The organism is Nocardia sp. NPDC059240 (genome assembly GCF_042753865.1).
Lineage (GTDB): Bacteria > Actinomycetota > Actinomycetes > Mycobacteriales > Mycobacteriaceae > Nocardia.
The window spans coordinates 117,405-140,986 of sequence record NZ_JBHZAC010000011.1 but is presented as its reverse complement, the minus strand read 5'-3'; the positions used below and the strand labels follow the sequence as shown (position 1 = coordinate 140,986).

General features: G+C 71.1%; 2 protein-coding genes. Both read left to right on the top strand.

Going from position 1 to position 23,582, the window contains the following annotated elements:
- Window positions 1-15 precede the first annotated feature (15 nt).
- A complete protein-coding gene (locus ACFXHA_RS34495) occupies window positions 16-23,325 on the top strand; it encodes a non-ribosomal peptide synthase/polyketide synthase (protein ID WP_379363646.1) in 23,310 nt (7,769 codons plus the stop codon).
- Complete coding sequence (locus tag ACFXHA_RS34490; RefSeq protein WP_379363644.1) at window positions 23,322-23,537, top strand: MbtH family protein; 216 nt, start codon at window positions 23,322-23,324, stop codon at window positions 23,535-23,537. Before ACFXHA_RS34495 ends, ACFXHA_RS34490 begins: the two co-directional genes overlap by 4 nt.
- Window positions 23,538-23,582: the final 45 nt, after the last annotated feature.

Genomic DNA, 23,582 nt, shown 5'->3' with positions numbered 1-23,582 from the left:
TATCCGGTCGGCACAATGGATGCCGGCCGGATTCGCCGTCTTTGTCCGGTCCTGCAGCGGGATTCGCGATGTCTGTGGCTACTTCCGGACAAAAGATCGAAAATTCGCGGCTCCCGACCAATCCACCCGACTGGTCTGTGCGATTCCCTTCCTGGACTTAGCGGAAATGTTGCTGCCGAGTCCGAAGTGGAGAGTCCACAGTCTTTTATCGGCGATTGGAGTGTCTGGATGACCGCCTTGGCCTCGGGTACCGCAGGTCGTGACGCATCGGACAACGCTACCGGTTTTCCCTTGTCACCAGCTCAGATGTGCATCTGGAATGCGCAGCACCTGGCCCCCGAGGTCCCGTTGACCGTGGCCCAATACGTCGACATCCCGGGTGATTTCGACGCGAATGTGCTCGCCCAAGCCATGCGCATGTGTGCCGAAGATTTGCAGAGCCTCCGGTTGCGGGTCGAGGAGGTGGCCGGGCAGCCCTGGCAGCTGGTCGGGCCGGACGGACCCGTGGCAATCGCCCGCCATGACTTCCGCGACTGCGACGATCCGCGTGCGGCGGCGATGGATTGGATGCGCCGGGATATCGCGGTGCCCATCCCGGTGCTGGGTGATCGCCTGTTCGAGACGGCCGTGCTCCGGGTCGGCGACCGCGCGTATCTCTGGTACGCCAAGATGCACCACATCGCCATCGACGGCTACGGCGCGATGCTGCTGGTAGCCCGGATCGCCGAGCACTACACCGCCTCGGTGGACGGCCGATCGCCGAACCCGTCGACGGCACCCGGCTTGCGCTCGATCTACGACATCGAGTGCGCCTACCGGGAATCCGAGGACTTCACCCGCGACCGCGAATTCTGGCGCGACCGGCTCGACGGACTCACCGCCACCACCGGTCTCAGCGATCGATACGGCCCGGCGAGCGCGCACAACCTGCTGGAGACGGGACTGTTCCCGGCCGCCGGGTTGGCCTCGGCCCGCGCACGATTCGACGCCTCCCGTCCGGCGCTGCTGACCTCCGCGGTCGCCGCCTACCTGTCGGCCGCGACCGGCCGCGGTGAGGTCGTGCTCAGCCTGCCGGTGACCGCGCGCACCACTCCCGAACTCGGGATGTCGGCCGGGTACGTCTCCAATGTGGTTCCACTGCGCATCGAGGTGCCGGCCGGGCGCACCGTCGCGGAACTCGTCGCGGATACGGACGCCCGCATCCGGGAAGCCCTGCGGCATCAGCGTTACCGGTACGAGGACATGCAGCGTGATCGAGGCGGGTCCGGCGACCAGCGGGACTTCCTGGGCCCGGTCGTCAATTTCATGCTGTTCCACAATGGAATTCGTTTCGGCGGCGTGGACGCCACGATGCATCTGCTGTCCACCGGCCCGGTCGAGGACCTGTCGGTGAACGTCTACAACGGCTCCGGTGCCGGTGAACTATGCGTGGACTTCATCGCCAACCCCGATCGCTACACCGGCGTGGAGCTGCGCGATCACCACCGCCGCTTCCTGGGCTATCTCACCGAGTTCCTGGCCGCCGACTCGCAGGCGGCGGTCGCGGAGCTGGCCGTGGCGACCGCGGCCGAACAGCAACTCGTCCTGCGTGATTGGGCGATCACGCCCGCCGCCGCGCCGGCGCCGACGCAGACTCTCGCGGACCTCTTCGCGGCCACGGCCACGACGCACGCGGCGGCGACCGCCGTGGTGTGCGGCGACCACCGGGTGAGCTACGAGGCGTTGAACCAGCGGGTCGACGCGCTCGCGTGGCGATTGCGTGACCACGGTGTCGGCCCGGAAAGCATTGTCGCGGTGGCGCTGCCCCGCTCGGTCGAGCTGGTGGTCGCCCTGCTGGCCGTGATCAAGGCGGGCGGCGGCTATCTTCCGATCGATCCCGACTATCCGGCCGATCGCATCCGATTCATGCTCGAGGACGCCGCACCGTCCTGCGTGATCACCTCTGCGGCAATGGATCACACGCTGACGCCCGGCCTTCCGGTGATCGATGTGGACTCCGTGCACCGGGGTGCTTCGGCACGCGCGTTCACGGCCGCCGACCGGCTCTGTCGCCTCGATCCGGGCCACCTCGCCTACGTGATCTACACCTCCGGCTCGACCGGCCGCCCGAAGGGCGTCCAGATCCCGCACCGCAATGTCACGCAGCTGTTCGCGAACACCCTGCCCGACTTCGGGTTCGGGGCCTCGGACGTGTGGACCCTGTTCCATTCCTACGCCTTCGACTTCTCGGTGTGGGAACTGTGGGGCGCGCTGCTGTATGGCGGCACGCTGGTCGTGGTCGATTACGAGACCTCCCGCGCACCCGCACAATTCCGCGAGCTGCTGTGCCGGGAACGGGTGACGGTGCTGAACCAGACACCGTCGGCTTTCTATCAGCTCGCCGATGCCGATCGGGCCGCCGCGCCGGCCTCGCCTCCACTGGCGCTGCGCCGCATCATCTTCGGTGGTGAGGCCTTGGACCCGCGCCGGCTGCGCGACTGGTATCAGCGCTACCCGGACGACGCGCCGCGCTTGATCAATATGTACGGCATCACCGAGACCACGGTGCACGTCACCTACCGGGAACTCGACGCGAGCACGGCGCAGACCGGAGGCGGCATCGGCCGCGCGCTCCCGGGTCTCGGAGTGCTGGTGCTGGACCGGCGCTTGCGGCCGGCCCCGATCGGGGTCACCGGTGAGCTCTACGTGTGTGGCGGGCAACTCGCCCGCGGCTATCTGGGCTGTCCGGCCCTGACCGCGACCCGCTTCGTGGCCGATCCGTTCGGCGCACCCGGCGGCAGGCTCTATCGCACCGGCGATCTGGGGCGCTGGACCGGCGCGGGCGAGCTGGAGTACTTCGGGCGCGCCGATGACCAGGTGAAGGTGCGTGGGTTCCGGATCGAACTCGGCGAGATCGAGGCCGCGCTGCTGGCCGATCCGCTGCTCCGTCAGGTCGCGGTGATCACCCGGGAAAGCGCCGCGGGCGAGGCCCGGCTGGTCGCCTATGTGGTGGCGGAAACCGGTGCCGCACTCGATATCGCGCGAGTGCGTGCGACCGTGGCGGGGCGGCTGCCCGGCCACATGGTGCCGAGCGCCTTCGTGGTCCTGGAGGCGCTGCCGCTGACGGTGAACGGCAAACTCGACCGGCGTGCGCTGCCCGAGCCGGTGGCGGAGACGCGCGCGCACCGGGCTCCGGTGAGCAGCGCCGAATGCGCGGTGGCGCAGGCGTTCGCGGAGGTCCTGGAAGTGACCGGCGTGGGGCTCGACGACGGCTTCTTCGCGCTCGGCGGGGATTCGCTGAGCGCGACCCGGGTAGCGGCGCGGATCGGGGCGGCCGTCGGCGCGGTGATTCCGGTGCGTCTGGTGTTCGAGGAAGCCACGGTCGAGAGTCTGGCCGCCCGCGTCGCCGCCGTCGCCGCTGACAGTGACCTGCCGCGCTTGACGGCCGGTCCCCGCGAAGACGGTATTCCCCTGTCCCCGGCCCAACTTCGGCTGTGGTTCATCAACCGCTTCGATCCGGCCGCGACCACCTACAACATTCCGTTCGCACTGCGCCTGAGCGGTGCCTTGGATCTCCCGGCGTTGCGCGCTGCGGTGGCCGACCTGATCACCCGGCACGAACCGTTGCGCACCCGGTTCCCGGACGGCGTCGACGGACCGAGCCAGCACATTCTCGCCGCGCACGATGTTGCCCCCGAGCTCATTCCGATCGAGACGGATCCGGCCGACACCGCGGCCGCGCTGCTGGCGTTCGCCGATCGCGGCTTCGACCTGACCGCCGAGCCGCCGCTGCGGATGGCGTTGCTGCGTACCGATTCCACCGCTCATGTGCTCGCGGTGGTGATCCACCACATCGCCGCCGACGGCTGGTCGTTGCGGCCACTGCTGGCGGATCTGGCCTCCGCCTACGCGGCCCGCCGCGCCGGGCACGGACCCGACTGGGCCGAACTGCCCGTGCATTACGCGGATTACAGCCGCTGGCAACGCGAATTGCTCGGTGACGCCACCGATCCCACCGCCCTGGCCGTCGCCGAACTGTCCTACTGGCGTGCCCGGCTCGCCGACCTCCCGGACGAACTTCCGCTGCCGCACGACCGCAAACGCCCGGCGGCGCAGTCCTTCCGAGGCGCGAAGGTCCCCGTCGACCTCGATGCGGACGTCCATGCCCGGCTGCTGGAGGTGGCGCACGAGGAAAACGCCACCCTGTTCATGGCGGTGCACGCCGCGTTCGCGACGCTGCTGGCGCGCTTGTCGGGCGGCAACGATATCGCCGTGGCGGTACCGGTCGCGGGCCGGGGTGAACCCGAACTCGACGATCTGATCGGCATGTTCGTCAATACGGTGGTCTTCCGTGCCGAGGTCGACGGCGGCCGTTCGTTCCGTGCCCTGCTCGCCGCGCAACGCGATCACGACCTGGCCGCCTTCGCGCACGCCCGGCTGCCGTTCGAACGACTGGTGGAACATCTCGACCCGATCCGCTCGAACGCCCGGCACCCCCTGGTCCAGATCGGCTTCTCGTTCCAGAACCTGGGCCTGCCGAGCGCCGACCTGCCGGGCCTGACGGTCACCGGTACCGAGATCGAAACCGGTGTCGCCCAGTTCGATCTGCAACTGGTGCTGACCGACCGATACGACGAGACCGGCGCTCCCGCCGGTATTTCCGGTCACTTCGTCTATGCCACAGATCTTTTCGACGAATCCACCGTGGCGGGCTTCGCCGACCGCCTGGCCCGGGTCGCGGCCGATGCCGTGGACCGGCCGGATGTGCCCGTGGGTGCGCTGGCGGTGCTGGGCGCGTCCGAGACCACCCGGATCGTGCACGGGTGGAACGACACTCGCCACCCCGGCGACGAGAACGCGACCCTGGCCTCCCTGTTCGCCGAACAGGCCGCGCGGACCCCCGCCGCGGTGGCGGTGGTCGCCGATCCGGGATCCGGCGCGGTGCCGACGGAATCGACCTATAGGGAGTTCTCCGAGCGGGTCAACCGCCTGGCACGGTATCTCATTCGCCTCGGCATCGGACCCGAGACGCGGGTGGCGCTGGCCCTGCCACGCTCGGAGCAGCTGCTGGTGGCCATGTACGCGGTCGTGGTCGCGGGCGGCGCGTACGTGCCACTGGATCCCGAACAGCCCGCCGATCGGCTCGCGCACATTCTCGACACTGCGGCACCGCGCTGCGTACTCACCGGTGCCGCAGCCGGTTCCGCGACGCTCTCGTCCACCATCCCCCTGGTGGACGTCGACACGCTGGACCTCACGGGCCTGCCCGCGTTCCCGGTGCTCGCGGGGGAGCGGCGTGCCCCGCTGCGCCCCGACAACACCGCCTACGTGCTGTTCACCTCCGGCTCGACCGGCCGCCCCAAGGGCGTCGCGGTCACTCACCGCGCGGTCGTCAACCAATTGCGCTGGAAGGCAGCGACCTTCGCCCTCGGCGGCGCGGACGCGGTGCTGCTGAAGACGGCGGCGACCTTCGACCTGTCGGTCTGGGAGTTCTACGCCGCCATGCTGACCGGCGGCCGCACGGTGGTGGCGGTCGCGGGCGGGCAGCAGGACCCGGCGTACCTGTCTCGTCTCATCGCCGACCAGCGGGTGACGGTGCTGCACCTGGTGCCCTCGATGCTCGCGTCCCTGCTCGCGGACGACGCGGTCCTGCCGGATTCGGTGCGCGCGGTGCTGGCCATCGGTGAGGCGCTCCCGCCGGCCGTCGCCCAACGCTTCGGCCAGGCGCATCCGCGCACCGAACTGTGGAATCTCTACGGCCCCACCGAGGCCGCGGTCTCGGCCACGGCGCATCGCGTGGACGCCACCGATACCGTGACCGTCCCGATCGGGCGGCCGGAATGGAACACCCGCGCCTACGTCCTGGACGCGCGGCTGCGCCCGGTGGCCCCCGGCGTCGTCGGTGAGCTGTACCTGGCCGGAATCCAGTTGGCGCGCGGCTATTTCGGGGCGGCGGGGCTGACCGCGGACCGATTCGCCGCCGACCCGCTCGGCGCGCCCGGTGCCCGCATGTACCGCACCGGCGACCTCGCGGCCTGGACCGCTACCGGTGAGCTCGTCTATCACGGCCGCACCGACTTCCAGGTCAAGGTGCGCGGTTTCCGGATCGAGCCGGGCGATATCGAGGCGGCGCTGCTGTCCCACGAGGACGTGGCCGCGGCCGTCGTGGTGGCCCACCGCGACGGCGCCCGCGGCGACCGATTGGTGGGGTATGTGGCCTGCGCGCCGGAGCGGACGATAGCGCCGGAGGCGTTGCGCGAGAGGCTCTCCGGGGTCCTGCCCGCGTACATGGTGCCCGCCGCGCTGACCGTCCTGCCCGCGCTGCCCATGACCGCCACCGGCAAGGTTGACCGCCGCGCGCTGCCCGCTCCGGAGTTCCCGGCGATCGGGTACCGGGAACCGGGCACCGGGGCCGAAAAGCTGGTGGCGCGGGTGTTCGCGACGGTGCTCGGGGTCGAGCGGGTGGGCGCCGATGACGACTTCTTCCTGCGTGGCGGCAATTCCCTGCTCGCGGCGAAGGCCGCCACCCGGCTCAGCGCCGGTCGCCGTACACAGGTCGGCGTGCGAACGCTTTTCGAGGCGCCGACCGTGTCCGCGCTCGCCGCGCGCCTCGGCACCGACCTGGGCGGTGCGGCGCTGCCGGAACTGGTGGCCACCGCCCGGCCCGACCGGACCCCGCTGTCGGCGGCGCAGCAGCGGCTGTGGTTCCTCAACCGCTTCGACCTGGACTCCGCCGCCTACAACATCGCGGTCGGGCTGCGGATGAGCGGTCCGATCGACCGCACCGCCCTGCAGGACGCGGTGTCGGATGTGTTGGCGCGCCACGAGATTCTGCGGACCGTGTATCCGGAGGATGCCGAGGGGCCCTGGCAGCAGGTGCGCACCGATTCCGCGGTGATGCTGGTCCGGATCGTGTCGGGACCGTCCTCGCTCGACACGGATGCCCGTGACTTCGCCCGCGGGGGTTTCGATCTCACCTGCGAACTACCGATCCGGGTCGGCCTGCTGCGGGTGGCGACCGACGATCATCTGCTGGTGCTGGTCGTGCATCACATCGCCGCGGACGGCCGGTCGCTCGGACCGCTCGCGCGCGATCTGGGGCGGGCCTACGAATCCCGCTGTGCGGGTGCGACTCCGGGATGGGAGCCTCTGCCGGTGCAGTACACCGACTTCAGCGCGTGGCAGCAACTGGTGCTCGGCGCGGAGTCCGATCCGGACAGCCTCGTGTCCCGGCGGCTGGCCTACTGGACCGCGCGGCTCGACGGGCTGCCGGAATGCCTTGCGCTGCCGACGGATCGGCCGCGCCCGGTCACCGCGTCACAGCGCGGGGCGACGGTGCGCACTCGGCTCGACGCCGAAACACACACCGCGGTACTCGAATTCGCGCAGCGGCACGGAGTGACCGTCTTCATGGTCGCGCACGCCGTCCTGGCCGCACTGCTGGCTCGGCTCGCCGCCACCTCGGACGTGGCGATCGGCACCCCGGTCGCCGGGCGCGCGGACCCACGACTGGACGATCTCATCGGCATGTTCGTGGGCACCGTCGTGCTGCGCACCACCGTCGACATCGGCGCACCGTTCGAGAAGTTGCTGACCGAGGTCCGCGACAGCGACCTGGACGCATTCGCGCACGCCGAGTTGCCGTTCGAGCGGCTGGTCGACGCGCTGCGGCCGATCCGCGCCGCCTCACACCAGCCGCTGTGCCAGGTGATGCTGTCGGTGCACAACGAGGCCCCGGTCGTCGCACCGCTGTGGGGCACCACGGCCACCGTCGCGAGCGCGATCGATACCGGTGTCGCCCGCTTCGACCTGGAATTCACCGTTCTCGAAACCCGCTCCGCCGGAGGCGATCCCGACGGCCTCGCGATCGATCTCGGCTACGCCACCGACCTGTTCGGGGAATCCGGTGCGACCGCCCTGCTCGACCGGTTCACCGCCCTGCTCACCGCCGTGCCCGCCGCGCCCGCGACCCCGATCGGAGACCTGCCGCTGCTCACCGCCGCCGAGGCGGCGAGCCTGGCCCCGGTGACGACCCGCGACAGCGACGGCGGCCGCACCCTCGCCGAGATCTTCACCGCGGCCACCGATCCACAACGACCCGCCCTGCGCTATCGCGGGCGTGAGTTGACCTACGGGGAACTCGACCGCGACGGTAACCGGCTGGCCCGACTGCTCATCCAGCACGGGGCAGGGCCGGAATCGGTGTTGGCGCTGGCGATTCCGCGCTCCATCGAATCGGTCAGCGCGACCATCGCGGTGCTCAAGGCCGGTGCCGCCTTCCTGCCCGTCGACCCCGCTCTGCCGCAGCAGCGCACCCGGCGGATGCTGGCCGAGTCGGGCGTGTCCCTCGGCCTGACCACGCGTGCCTGCCTGCACGAACTGCCCGCCGACGTGCACTGGCTGTGCCTCGACGATCCAGCTGTCGGCGAACAGTGCACGCGATTCTCTGATCGCCCGGTCACCGATGCGGATCGGCTTGTGCCGCTGGCACTCTCACACCCCGCCTACCTCATCTACACCTCGGGCTCGACCGGCGTCCCCAAGGGCGTCGTCGTCACCCACCGGGGCCTGGCCGATTTCGCCCGGGAGCTGACCGACCGGGTCGGTAGCGATCATCAGTCCCGCACACTGCATTTCGCCGCACCGACCTTCGATGCCTCCGTGCTCGAACTGCTGCTCGCCTGGCAGTCCGGCGCGACCATGGTGATCGCACCCGCCGACGTGTACGGCGGCGACGAACTGGCCGAGCTGCTCACCGAACACGCTGTCACGCATGCCTTTCTAACCCCGGCAGCGCTGGCGAGCATCGACGCGTCCCGCCATCCGCTTCCGGCGCTGCGCGGACTGGCCGTGGGCGGCGAGGCCCTCGGCGCGGACCTGCTCACCCGGTGGGCCCCCGGCCGGCGCATCCACAACGCCTACGGGCCTTCCGAAACCAGTATTGCCGTCGCGATCTCCGACGCCCTGGATCCGGCCGCCCTGATCGTGCTCGGCCGCCCGGTGCGTGGCAGCGGGCTCGCCGTGCTGGACGAGCGGCTGCGCCCGGTTCCAGCCGGAGTCGTCGGCGAGCTGTACGTCTGCGGCCCGGCCGTCGCCCGCGGCTATGTCCGCCGCCCCGACCTCACCGCCTCACGTTTCGTCGCGGCCCCGTTCGGCCGCAGCGGCGAACGCATGTATCGCACCGGCGATCTGGTGCGCTGGACGACCGGCGGCGAACTGGTCTTCGTGGGACGCGGTGACGACCAGGTGAAGCTGCGCGGCTTCCGGATCGAGCTCGGCGAGGTCGGCGCCGCGGTGTCCGCCCTGCCCGGAATCCGGTTCACGCACTGCGAGATTCGCCAGGACGACGCGGGCCAGGCGCAACTGGTGGCCTACGTGCTGCCCGAGCGGTCCGGTGAGCTCGACACCCGGGCATTGCGCGCCGCCGTCGCGGACCGGCTGCCCGGCTACATGGTGCCGTCGACCGTCGTGGAACTGAGCTCTCTCCCGGTGACCCCCACCGGAAAACTGGATCGTCGCGCCCTGCCCGCACCCGACTGGGCCACCGATCGGACCGGCCGCGAGCCCGCGACCGGCGTCGAGGCCCTGATCGCCCGGGCCATGGCGGAGGTGATCGGCATCGACCGGGTCGCCGCCGATCACAGCTTCTTCGACCTCGGCGGCAACTCGCTCTCCGCGACCCGCCTGGCCACCCGGATCGCGGCCGACCACGGCTATCGCCCCGCCGTCCGCGAGGTGTTCGAGCACCCCACCCCCGAGGGGCTGGCCCGCCGCATCGAGGGGCGGGTGGGCGTGCACGCCACGAAGATTCCCGCCTTGGGCTCGGTCCCACGGCCGGCGCGCGTGGAGCTGTCCGCGGCGCAGCGGCGGTTGTGGTTCCTCAACCAGCTGGACTCGGACTCCGGGGCTTACAACATTCCGGCCGTGCTGCGACTGCGCGGCGATCTCGACTGTGCTGCGCTGCAGGCCGCCCTGACCGACGTGGTGAGTCGCCACGAGGTGCTGCGCACGGTTTATCCGCAGGATGCGCACGGCCCCCACCAGGTGGTCGTGCCCGCCCACGAACTCGCCTTCGACCTGTCGCCGGTCAAGGTCAGCCCCCTCGAAATCGACTGCCACATCGAGGAGTTCGCGGCATCCGGGTTCGATCTGAGCGCCGAGATCCCGCTGCGCGCCGAGCTGTTCCGCACCGGTGCCACCGAACACCTGCTGGTGCTCTCCGTGCACCACATCGCGCTCGACGGCGGCTCGCTGGCGCCCTTGGCGACCGATCTCGGCATCGCCTACCGCGCACGGGCACTCGGCACCGCCCCGAATCAGCCGCCGTTGCCGCTGCAGTACGCCGACTACACGGTGTGGCATCGGGACTTGCTCGGTGCCGAACAGGACCCGGACAGCCTGGCGGCGAACCAGATTCGCTTCTGGCGCGGCCGGCTCGCGGGACTGCCGAGCTGCCTGGAACTGCCCGTGGACCGCCCCCGGCCCGCGCGCGCCTCGCACGCCGGCGCGACCGTCCGCGCCCAGCTGGAGGCCGGATTGCGCACGCGCCTGAACGAATTCGCGCGCCGGCACGAGGTCACCGAATTCATGGTGCTGCACGCGGCACTCGCGGTCCTGCTCGCGCGGCTCGCCGGTACCGAGGACATCGCGGTCGGCGCACCGATCGCCGGGCGCGACGAGGCCGCCCTCGAGCAACTGGTCGGAGTGTTCGTCGGCACCCTGGTGCTGCGCACGGCGGTGCCCGGCGACACCTCGTTCGCAGCGCTGCTGCATACCGTCCGGGATGCGGATCTGAGCGCCTTCGCCCATGCCGACCTGCCGTTCGAGCGACTGGTCGAAATCCTGAACCCGCGCCGCTCGAGCGCCTACCATCCGCTGTTCCAGGTGAGCCTGGCCCTCGACAACTTCGCGGCACCCGAATTCCATGTCCCCGGGCTCGATATCTCGGTGCAGCCCTTCGATGCCGCCGTCGCCAAGTTCGATCTGCAGTTCGCCTTCGGGCGCGCACCGGCGACACCCGAGCGGGCCGATGGCCTCGAATTGCGCCTGACCTATGCGACGGATCTGTTCGACGAATCGACGGCGCTGCGCACCGCTCGCCGTTTCCTGCGCATCCTCGACCGGGTTCTGGCGGCACCGCAGGAACCGGTGGGCGACATCGACATTCGCACCGACGAGGAGACCCGGACACTGTGCCCGATGCGGGGCGAGCCCGCCGGCCAGGCCCGCACCCTGCCCGACCTGATAGCCGGTGCGGTCGGGGACGGCGAGCGGGTGGCCATCGTCGCCGACGGCACCCGGCTCACCTATCGGGAGCTCGACGAACGATCGAATCGGCTGGCGCGCACGCTGATCGCCGCCGGGGCCGGACCGGGCGTAGTGGTGGCCCTGGGCCTGCGCCGCTCGCTGGAATCGGTGATCGCCACCGCCGCGGTCGCCAAAACCGGTGCGGCGTTCCTGCCCGTCGATGTCCGCCACCCCGCCGACCGCATCCGGCACATGCTCGCCGATTCCGGTGCCCGACTGGGCATTACGACCCGGGCGGATCGACCGCTGCTGCCCCCCGACCTGGTGCTCGACTGGCACCTGGCGGACGCGGTGGACGACACCGCGTCCGCGACCGCCGTCACCGACGCCGATCGCGCGCGGGCACTGCGCGTGGACGACCTCGCCTACGTCATCTACACCTCGGGCTCGACCGGCGTGCCCAAGGGCGTCGCGGTCACCCATCGCGGCCTGGCGGCCTTCGCCACCGAGCAGCGCTCCCGCTATCTCATCGACTCCAACTGCCGCACCTTGCATTTCGCGTCCCCGAGCTTCGACGCCTCGATACTCGAACTGCTGCTCGCCTGGAGCAGCGGGGCGCGCATGGTGATCGTCTCGCCCGACGTCTACGGCGGTGACGAACTGGCCGCCCTGCTCGACCGGGAACAGCTCACCCACGCCTTCCTCACCCCGGCCGCCCTGGCCAGCATCGACGCGAGTCGATGGCCGCTGCCCACACTGGGCTGCCTGGTGGTCGGCGGCGAGGCGGTGGGCGCGGACCTGGTCGCCCGCTGGGCCCCGGGGCGCGCGCTGCACAATGCCTACGGACCCTCGGAAGCGACCGTCGCACCGGTGATCTCGGCCGCGCTGGCGGCCGATCGGCCGGTGGTATTGGGCCGTCCCATCCGCGGTGCGGCCGTCATGGTGCTCGACGACAAGCTGCGCCCGGTGCCCGTGGGAGTGGCCGGCGAACTGTACGTCGCCGGTGCCGGATTGGCGCGCGGCTACCTCGGGCGCGCCGCGCTGACCGCGCAGCGATTCGTCGCCCACCCCTTCGGCGACCCCGGCGAGCGCATGTACCGGACCGGTGACGTGGTGCGGTGGACCTCGGCCGGGGAACTGATGTTCGTGGGCCGCAGCGATGACCAGGTGAAGCTGCGCGGCTTCCGCATCGAACTCGGCGAGATCTCGGCCGTGGTCGCGGGCCAGACCGGTATCCGGTTCGCGCACACCGAGATCCGGTACGACAATCGCGGTGCGGCACGGATCGTGTGCTACGCGGTCCCGGTCCGCGGCGTCGAGGTGGACGCCCGCGCGGTGCGCGAGCACGCCGGTTCCCGACTGCCCGCGTACATGGTGCCGAACGCGGTGGTGGCGCTGCCCGAGATCCCGCTCTCGCCCAGCGGCAAACTGGACCGCAAGGCGCTACCGGATCCGGTGTGGGAACCGGCGGGCACCGGGCGCGAGCCCGAAACCGCCGGTGAGGCACTGGTCGCCGCGGCCATGGCCGAGGTGGTGGGCTGTGAGCGGGTCTTCGCCGACAGTGACTTCTTCGAGCTCGGCGGCACCTCGCTGTCGGCCACGCGGCTGGTGGCGGCGCTCGCGGCGGCCACCGGACGACAGGTGGGAGTGCGGGCGGTCTTCGACCATCCGACTCCGGAACAGCTGGCACGGGTCCTGGATGACGCACTGGCAGACCAGGATTCCGGCGTCCCCGAGTTGACGCGCGTACCCCGGACCGAGCGGATACCGCTCTCGCCTGCCCAGCAGCGGCTGTGGTTCCTCAACCGATTCGACGGCGGGTCGGGCACCTACAACATTCCGGTCGCGCTGCGCCTGCGCGGTGCGCTCGAGGTGGACGCGCTGCGTGCCGCGCTCGGCGATGTCCTCGCCAAACACGAAGTGCTGCGCACGATCTTCCCTCAGGACCAGACCGGACCCCATCAGGTGGTCACCGCGGCCGACCCCGACGCGGTACTGCTGCCGGTGACACCGATCGCCGCCGGCGAGCTGGGTGCGCGATTGCGCGTCTGCGCCGCCACCGGATTCGACCTCGCGGTCGAGCGGCCCCTGCGCGCGGAGTTGCTGCGGGTGGAGCACGACGATCATGTACTGGTGGTGGTGCTGCACCACATCGCCGCGGACGGCGGCTCGGCGGAACCCCTGGCCACCGATCTCGCGACGGCGTATGCCGCCCGGCGGCGTGGCACCGCCCCGCACTGGGACGAATTGCCGGTGCAGTACGCCGATTTCAGTGTCTGGCAGCACCGCGTACTCGGCGACGACACCGCCCCCGACAGCCTGGCCGGACGCCAGCTGGCCTACTGGCGTCGCACGCTGGCGGACCTGCCGGACCGGCTCGAGCTGCCCGTGGACCGTCCGCGGTCCGAAAACCGTGCCACCACCGGCGGTGTGGTCGAGACCCGGATCGCCGGCGCTTCACACGCCGCGCTGACCCGGCTCGCGCGCGAACACGACGTGAGCCTGTTCATGGTGCTGCACGCGGTGCTCGCCGTCCTGCTGGGCCGCCTCGGCGGTACCGGCGACGTCACCGTGGGCACGCCCATCTCCGGACGCGCCGACGCTCGGCTGCATCCGCTCATCGGAATGTTCGCGGGGACACTGGTGTTGCGGACCGGCATCGATCGCTCCGCGTCCTTCGGTGAGTTGCTGGCCGCGGTCCGCGAAACCGATCTGGCCGCCTTCGAGCACGCGGACCTGCCGTTCGAACGCTTGGTGGAGGCCCTCGCACCGGCCCGATCCACCGCGCACCATCCGCTGTTCCAGGTCATGTTGTCGGTCCACGACGCGCCGCCGCGAGTGCCCGACCTCGCGGAACTGACGGTGTCGGCCGAGGACATCGGGGCCGCGGTCGCCAAATTCGATCTGCAGTTCACCTTCACGGAATGCCGTTCGGCGCAGGGCGATCCGGACGGACTCGACCTGACGCTCACCTACGCCACGGATCTGTTCGACGCCGGGACGGCACAGCGGCTCGCCGCCCGCTTCACCCGGCTGCTGGCCGGACTGTGCGGGCGTCCACAGCTGCCCGTGGGCGACGCCGACCTGCTGACCGCGCCCGAACGAGGACGGCTGGCCCCCGCGCGCGGCCCGGCCGGACCGGTGCCCGCCACCCTGCCCGAGTTGTTCGCCGCCGCCGCGGTGGATCCCGCGGCGATGGCGCTGACGGGCGCGGACGGCGCGCTCACCTACGGCGAGCTCGAGGAACGGTCGAATCGGGTGGCGCGCGCCCTCATTGCCGCCGGGGTCGGCCCCGGCGATGTGGTGGCCCTGGGCCTGCCGCGCTCGCTGCGCTCGGTGCTGGCCGCGGTGGCCGTGACGAAGACGGGCGCGGCCTTCGTGCCCGTGGACGTCCGCTACCCGGCGGACCGGATCCGGCACCTCGTCTCCGACTCCGGCGCACGGATCGGTGTCAGCACCCGAGCCGACATCCCCACCCTGCCCGCCGATGTCGGCTGGCTGCCACTGGACGAACTCGAGCAGTTCGAATCGGCTGCCGCCGTCAGTGATTCGGACCGGACCCGGCCGTTGGCCGTCGATGACGTGGCCTACCTCATCTACACGTCGGGGTCGACCGGAAAGCCCAAGGGCGTCTCGGTCACCCACCGCGGACTGACCGGATTCGCCGCCGAGCAGCGCACCCGCTACCGCGTCGAAGACCACAGCCGCACACTGCATTTCGCGTCACCGAGCTTCGACGCGGCGGTGCTGGAACTGCTGCTGGCCTGGTGCGCGGGCGCGACCATGGTGATCGTGCCGCCCGAGATCGTCGGCGGCGACGAACTGGCGCGGCTGCTGGACCGCGAACGCGTCACCCACGCCTTCATCACCCCGGCCGCGCTCGCCAGCATCGACGCGACCCGGTGGACCCTGCCCGCCCTGCGGTACCTGGTGGTGGGCGGCGAGGCGGTGGGCGCGGAACTGGTGGCGCGCTGGGCCGGTGACCGCACCATGGTCAACGGGTACGGGCCGACCGAGACCACCATCATGAGCGCGATCTCCGAGCGGCTGCCCGCGCACGGCCCGGTCGTGCTCGGGCGTCCGGTGCGCGGCACCACCGTCGTGGTGCTCGACGAGCGCCTGCAGCCGGTGCCACCCGGGGTGGCGGGGGAGCTCTACATCGGCGGTGACGGGCTGGCGCGGGGCTATCATCGCCGACCGGGCCTGACCGCACAGCGTTTCGTGGCCGACCCGTTCGCGGTGGCCGCGGGTGCGCGGGTGTACCGCACCGGGGACGTGGTGCGCTGGACCGACGCCGGCGAACTGCTGTTCGTCGGTCGCGGCGACGACCAGGTCAAGATCCGTGGCTTCCGGATCGAGCCCGGCGAGATCTCGGCGGCCGTGGCGGGCCTGGACGGTATTCGCTTCGCGCACACCGAGGTCCGCGACGATCCGGCCGGACGTGCCGCCCTGGCCTGCTACGTGGTGACCGAATCGGGCGAGCCCGCCGACCCGGCGGAGTTGCGCCGGGCGCTCGCCGGCCGCCTGCCCGCGCACATGGTGCCGTCGGTGTTCGTGCCACTGGCCTCGATTCCACTGTCGCCCAACGGCAAACTGGATCGCCGTGCGCTGCCCGAGCCCGGATGGCCGACACTCACGGCCGGGCGCGCCCCGGCGACACCCGGTGAGCGGCTCGTCGCCGGGGTCATGGCCGAGGTGCTCGGCCATGACATCGGGGCCGACCAAGGCTTCTTCGAAGCGGGCGGCACCTCGCTGTCGGCCACCCAGGTGGTGGCTCGCATCGCCGAGGCCACCGGCCGGGAACTGGCCGTGCGCGCGGTGTTCGAGCAGCCGACGCCGGAAGGTTTGGCGGCACTGCTGGATTGCTCGCCGGAGGTGGCAGCCAGGCCCGTGCTCAGCGCCGGGCTCCGCCCGGATCGGGTGCCGCTGTCACTCGCGCAGCAACGGTTGTGGTTCCTCAACCGGTTCGAACCAGGGTCGGGGGCCTATAACGTCGCGGTGGGCCTGCGGCTCACCGGCCGCCTCGAGCGCGACGCCGTCGCGGCGGCGCTGGGCGATGTCGTCGCCCGCCACGAGGTGCTGCGCACCGTGTTCCCCGAGGACGATCGGGGACCGCATCAGGTGGTGCTGGGCGTCGCGGAAACCACCCTGGCACACATCGTTTCGAGCCCGGAATCGCTGCACGCCGATGCGGCCGACCTGATCGCTGTCGGCTTCGATCTCACCGTCGAGACGCCGGTGCGCGCCGCCCTGCTCGCCCTCGGCGCCGAGGAACATGTGCTGATCATCGTCGTGCATCACATCGCCGCCGACGGCTGGTCGATGACCCCGCTGGCCCGCGACTTCGCGGCCGCGTACGCCGCTCGTCGTGCGGGTACCGATCCCGGCCTGCCGCCGCTGCCCGTGCAGTACGCGGATTACACGGTGTGGCAACGTGATCTGCTCGGCGACGAGCACGATCCCGACAGCCTCGCCGCGCGGCAACTCGCGTACTGGCGCGACCGGCTGGCCGATCTGCCGGAGTGCCTCGAACTGCCGGTCGATCACCCGCGACCGCTGGTCGCCACCCACCGCGCGGCCTCGGTCTCGACCCGGCTGGACGCCGGAACACACCGGCAACTGGTGGAATTCGCGCACGCCAACGACGCCAGCGCCTTCATGGTGCTGCACGCGGCGCTCGCGGTGCTGCTGGCCCGTATGGGTGGCTCCGGCGATATCGCCCTCGGCACCGCCGTGGCCGGGCGCGGCGCCAGCGCGCTCGACGATCTGGTCGGCATGTTCGTCGGCACCCTGGTGCTGCGCACCGCAATCGACGCCACGGCCGGCTTCGCCGAGGTGCTGCGCGCGGTGCGCGAGACCGACCTGGACGCCTTCGCGCACGCGGACCTGCCGTTCGAGCGGCTGGTGGAGGTGCTCAATCCGGTGCGCTCCACCGCGCACCACCCGCTGTTCCAGGCCAGCATGTCGCTGACCGATGCGGCCGGACCGCAGCTGCGCCTGCCCGATCTGACCGTCGACATCGTGCCCGTCGACCCGGGGCTGGCCAAATGCGATCTACAGTTCACCTTCGCCGAATCGCGGGCCGCGCACGGTGATCCGGACGGCATCGAGCTGTCGCTCACCTACGCGACGGACCTGTTCGAGGCCCGCACCGCCGAACTGCTCGCACAACGGTTCACCCAGCTGCTGACCGCGCTGCTGGCCCGTCCGGAGGCGGCCGTCGGCGACGCCGAAATCCTCACCGCCGGTGAACGATCGGCGCTCGTCCCGGCCTGCGGCACCACCGCGGCATCGGCGATCACCCTGCCCGAGCTCTTCGCCCGCGCCGCCGCCCGGCCGCAGCACCCGGCCCTGGTCACGACGTCCCGGACGCTGACCTACGGGGAGGTCGACCGCTGGTCGAATCGGTTGGCGCACACGCTGATCGAGCGTGGCGTCGGCCCGGGTGACCTGGTCGCCCTGGGACTGTCGCGCTCGGTGGAATCGGTGGTCGGCTCGATCGCCATCGCCAAGACCGGCGCGGCCTTCCTGCCGGTGGACATGCGACACCCCGCCGACCGCATCCGGCACATGCTCGCCGACTCCGGGGCGCGGCTCGGACTGACCACCCCGCACGACCGGGACGCGCTGCCCGCGGACCTCGGCATCGACTGGATGCCGGTGGAGTGCGCGGACACCGTCGATGATCGGCAGATCGAGGAGACCGATCGGGTGCGGCCGCTGGCGGTGTCGGATGTCGCGTACGTCATCTACACCTCCGGGTCGACCGGTCTGCCCAAGGGCGTCACGGTCACCCACGCCGGACTGTTCAATTGTGCTGAGGTGCAACGGGTCCGGTTCGGCATCGGGTCCGGGGCGCGGACCATGCACCTGGCCTCGCCCAGCTTCGACGTGGCCGTGCTGGAGTTGCTGATGGCCTGGTCCGCGGGCGCGACCATGGTGATCGTGCCGACCGAGGTCTACGGCGGCGACGAACTGGCCGCGCTGATGCACCGGTACGAGGTGACGCACGGGGTCATCACCCCGGCGGCGCTGGCCAGCATCGATGCCGCCCGCTGGCCGCTGCCGCACCTGCACACCCTGGTGGTCGGCGGGGAAGCCTTCGACCGCGAACTCATCGAACGCTGGACCCGCGGCCACGCCATCGTCAACGGGTACGGGCCGTCGGAGGCCACCATCGCGGCCACCTTCTCCCCGCCCATGGATCCGGCCCGGCCGATCGCGCTCGGCCGCCCGATCCGCGGCGTCACCGCCATCGTTCTCGACGCCCGGCTGCGGCCGGTCCCGCCGGGTGTGGTCGGCGAACTGTACGTGGGCGGAGCGGGATTGGCGCGGGGATACCACGGCCGGGCGGCGCTGACCGCCGAACGATTCCTCGCCGACCCGTTCGCCGCCGCCGGCGCCCGCATGTACCGGACCGGTGACCTGGTGCGCTGGAACGCCGACGGCGATCTGGTGTTCGTGGGTCGCGCCGACGACCAGGTCAAGGTGCGCGGCTTCCGCGTCGAACTGGGCGAGATCACCGCGCTGATCACCGCCGAGGAGTCGATCCGATTCGCGCACACCGAGATCCGCCGTGATCGCGGCGGCCGCGCCCAGATCGTCTGCTACGTCGTCGCCGCAGACGGGCACGGGTGCGTGGCGGACGACCTGCGCAAGGCGGCCGCACGACGACTGCCCGCGCATATGGTGCCGGCGACCTTCATGGCGCTCGCCGCGATTCCCTTGTCGCCCAACGGAAAACTCGACCGGCGTGCCCTGCCCGAGCCGACCTGGCCGGAGGTGGAGGTGGGCCGGGCCCCCGGCACCTCGAGCGAGCGGCTGGTCGCGACGGCCATGGCCGAGGTGGTGGGCCTCGCGGAAGTCGGTGCCGACCACAGCTTCTTCGACCTCGGCGGCAACTCGCTGTCGGCCACCCGGCTGATCGGGCTGATCAATGCGGCGGCCGGGTCCGGGCTGGCGGTGCGGGCCGTCTTCGAGAACCCGAGTCCGGCCGCCCTGGGCGCACTGCTCGACGGTGAGTTGGCGGCCGGACGTGGTGGCCGGGTGGCCTTGACGACACGGCCACGGCCGCAGCGGATCCCGCTCTCGGCGGCACAGCAGCGACTGTGGCTGCTCAACCGGTTCGACACCGCCGGTGGCGCCTACAACATCCCGCTGCTGCTGCGGTTGCGCGGGGAACTGGACGTCGCCGCATTGCGCCGGGCGTTCGCCGATGTCATCGACCGCCACGAGGCCCTGCGCACAGTATTCCCCAGCGACGAACAAGGACCCACCCAGGTGATCCGGACCGGCTCGGGTCCGGCATTGACCGTGACCGACCTGTCGCACGCCGCTGCCGCCGAGCACCTGCGCGCGATGGCGAGCCGTGGATTCGATGTCACACAGGAGATTCCGGTGCGCGCCGAACTCCTGCGCCTCGATGCCGACGAGCATGTACTGGTCCTGGTCACCCACCATATCGTCGCCGACGGCGCGTCGATCGTGCCGCTGGCCGGGGATCTGGCCGCCGCCTATGCGGCCCGGTCGTCCGGTCGCGCACCCGACTGGCGACCGTTGCCCGTGCAGTACGCCGACTTCAGCCTGTGGCAGCGCGAAGCGCTGGGCGACGATGCCGATCCCGGCAGCCTCGCCGGGCGGCAATTGGCCTATTGGACAACGCAACTGGCGGCACTGCCCGACGTGCTGGCGCTGCCCACGGATCGTCCCCGCCCGCCGGTTCCGTCGCATCGGGGTGCGTCGGTACGGCATCGGATAGATCCGTCCCTGTACGCGGCGGCCGGAGCGTTGGCCCGTGAGCACGACGTCAGTGTCTTCATGGTGCTGCACTCGGTCCTCGCGGTACTGCTGGCCCGGCTCGGCGGCGGGGCGGACATCACCGTCGGTACCCCGATCGGCGGCCGGGTCGACCCGCAGCTCGAACCACTTGTCGGCATGTTCGTCGGCACGCTGGTACTGCGGACGCCCGTCGACACCGCGAGCTCCTTCACCGAGCTGCTCGCGGCGGTCCGCGACACCGACCTGGATGCGTTCGCGCATGCCGACATTCCGTTCGAACGGCTCGTGGAGGTGCTCGAACCGACCCGATCGGCGGCCTACCATCCGCTGTTCCAGGTAATGCTGTCGGTCCACCAGGAGATACCGCGGGTACCCGCACTGGCCGGGCTGACGGTGACCGTCGAGGACCCCGACGTCGCGGTGGCGAAGTTCGATCTGCAATTCACCTGCACGGAAGCGGCGGCGGCCGACGGCGATTCCGCCTCGATGGAGCTGTGCGTCACCTACGCGACGGACCTGTTCGACGAGTCCACCGCCGACCGGCTCGGGTGGCGTTTCGTCCGCCTGCTGGAAGCCTTTGTGGCACAGCCGGATGCGGCCGTCGGTGACGCGCCGCTGCTCGACGCGGAGGAAACGCGCACCCTGGCACCGGCGCGCGGACCCGCCTCGGTGCCCGCGGTGACCTTCCCCGAGGTGTTCGCCGCCGCCGCGGCCGCCGCACCGCGCGGGCTGGCGGTGCGCGACCGCGACGTGCAGATGAGCTACGACCAGCTCGATCGCGCCGCCAACCGGCTGGCCCGGGAACTGGTCGCGCGCGGCATCGGACCGGAATCGGTGGTGGCCCTGAGTATTCCGCGCTCGGTGAGCTCGATGCGGGCGATGCTGGCGGTGCTCAAGACCGGGGCCGCGTTCGTCCCCGTGGACCCCGCCTATCCGGTCGACCGGCAACGGCACATGCTCACCGATTCGGGTGCGGCAATGGGCCTCACGCTGAGCGGCAGCCGGACCGCACTGCCCGACGAGGTGCCGTGGCTGATCCTCGATGATCCGGCCACCGCGGCCCGGGTTCGTGCGCACGCCGACAGTGCCCTGCGCGACAACGAACGCGGGCGCATCTCGACCGCGCAACCCGCCTACCTGATCTACACCTCCGGCTCGACCGGGCAGCCCAAGGGCGTGACCGTCACGCACGCGGGCCTCGCCGACTTCACCACCGAACTCGTCGAACGCTGCGGGGTCACCGCGCAGTCGCGCGTATTGCACTTCGCCTCACCGAGTTTCGACGCGGCGATCCTCGAGACCCTGCTGGCACTCGGTGCGGCCGCCACCGCCGTGCTGGCCGATCCCGCGGTCTACGGAGGTGACGCGCTGCACGCGCTGCTGCGCGCCGAGCGGATCACCCACGCGTTCGTGACACCCGCGGCCCTGGCCACGGTCGACCCCGATGGGCTCGACGAGCTGACCATGATCATGGTGGGCGGTGACCGCACCGGCCCGGAACTGGTGCGGCGCTGGACCGGTCCGGCCCAGGCCCCCACCCGCCTCATGCTCAACGCCTACGGGCCGTCGGAGGCCACCGTCGCCGCGACTGTCAGCGCACCGCTGCGGACCGGGCAACCGGTCACCATCGGGACGCCGGTGCGCGGGTTCGCGGTGGCGGTCCTGGACTCGCGACTGCAACCGGTGCCCGTCGGCGTCCCCGGCGAATTGTATGTCGCCGGAGCGGGTTTGGCGCGGGGCTATCATCGCAGGCCCGCACTGACCGCACAGCGATTCGTCGCCTCGCCGTTCGGCTCCGCGGGCGAGCGCATGTACCGCACCGGTGATCTGGTCCGGTGGGTCGCGAGCGCGGGCGGACGTGAGCTCGAATACCTCGGGCGCGGTGATGATCAGGTCAAGATCCGCGGCTTCCGGATCGAACTCGGCGAGATCGACGCCGCACTGGTATCCCACCCGCAGGTCGAGGCCGCGACCACGGTGGGATGCGAAATGGGCAGCGGGGCACACATTCTCGCGTCCTACGTCCGCGTCACCGGCTCGGCCGCGCCGACGGTCGCGCAACTGCGCCGCCATCTCGCCGCCCGGCTGCCGGGATACATGGTGCCGCAATCGATCACGCTGCTCGATGCGCTGCCGCTCACGCCGGCCGGAAAGCTGGACCGGGCCGCGCTGCCCGCACCCACCCCGGTGTCGGCGAGTGCCTATCGGGCCCCGGCCACCCCGGCCGAGGCGGCGGTGTGCGCGGCGATCGGGTCGGTGCTGGGGCTGGAATCGGTTGGCGCCGAGGACAATTTCTTCGAACTCGGCGGCAACTCCCTGCTCGCCACCAAACTCGTCGCCACACTGCGGGAGGAGCATCGGGCCGAACTGCCCATGCAGGCGGTCTTCCTGGATCCGACCGCGACGGGCATCGCGGCCCGGCTGGAGGGGACCTTCGACAGCACCACCGTGCTGCAGTCCGCCTTCGACACGGTGCTGCCGATCCGGCCCCGCGGCGAACTGCCGCCGCTGTTCTGCGTGCACTCGGTCAGCGGTGTGGCCTGGAGCTACACCGGGCTGGTGCCGCACCTGGAACCGGATCGGCCGGTGTACGGACTGCAACTGCCGCACCTGACCGAGAGCGCCACCGGACCCGGCAGCGTCGAACAGCTGGCCCGCCGCTACATCCGCGAGATGAAAGCCGTGCAGCCGCACGGCCCCTACCACCTGCTGGGCTGGTCGCTCGGCGGACTCATCGCCTACGAGATGGCCGCGCAACTGACCCGGGCAGGGGAGCGGATCGCGGTGCTGGCCATGCTCGACAGCCGCATCCTCAGCACCGAACCGGAGATCGCCGACGCCAGCGCCGGTGAACTGCTGGCCGCCCTGCTCGGCGACTCCGGCCTGGCCGCCGAGAACGTCTCGGCCGCACGGGCCGCCCAGCTGCTGCACGAGCATCAAGGCCCGTTCGGGGCGCTGAGCGCCGCACAGGTCGAGCGACTCTACGGCGGCTACCTGGCCGGAACCAGCATGGGATACCGGTACACCCCCGGCGAATACGTCGGCGATCTGCTGTATTTCACCGCGACCGCACCCGGCGACCCGGCACCCGGACAGCGGGCCGAACCCGCCCCCGGCGCGCTGCCGTGGCGAGCCCAGGTGTTCGGCGAGGTGGACGAGCGCTTCGTGGCCTGCTCGCACGTCGACATGGGATCGCCCGAAGCGCTCGCCGACGTCGCGCTGCAGCTGCGCGGCTACCTGGAACGCGGCGCCGACCGTGACGAGATCGGCTGGCGCAGTGCCTGTTCGAACACCCCCACCACGGAAAGGACACACCGGTGAGCGACACCAATCCCTTCGACAACGAGGACGGCCGGTTCCAGGTTCTGGTCAATGACGAAGAGCAGTACTCGCTGTGGCCCGACTTCGCGGCCGTCCCCGCCGGCTGGCGAGTGGTTTTCGAAGGCGCCAAACCGAACTGCGTCGAATACGTCGAAAGCCATTGGCTGGACATGCGACCCAAGAGCCTCGTCGACGAGGTGTCGGTCGGCTAGCCGACCAAACCCTTCGACCGATCCACCCGAAACCCCTTGGCATCC

What these genes read in the sequence shown, in the direction of transcription:
- ACFXHA_RS34495 (WP_379363646.1), top strand. Translation starts at nt 16, where the DNA reads ATGGATGCCGGCCGGATTCGCCGTCTTTGTCCGGTCCTGCAGCGGGAT.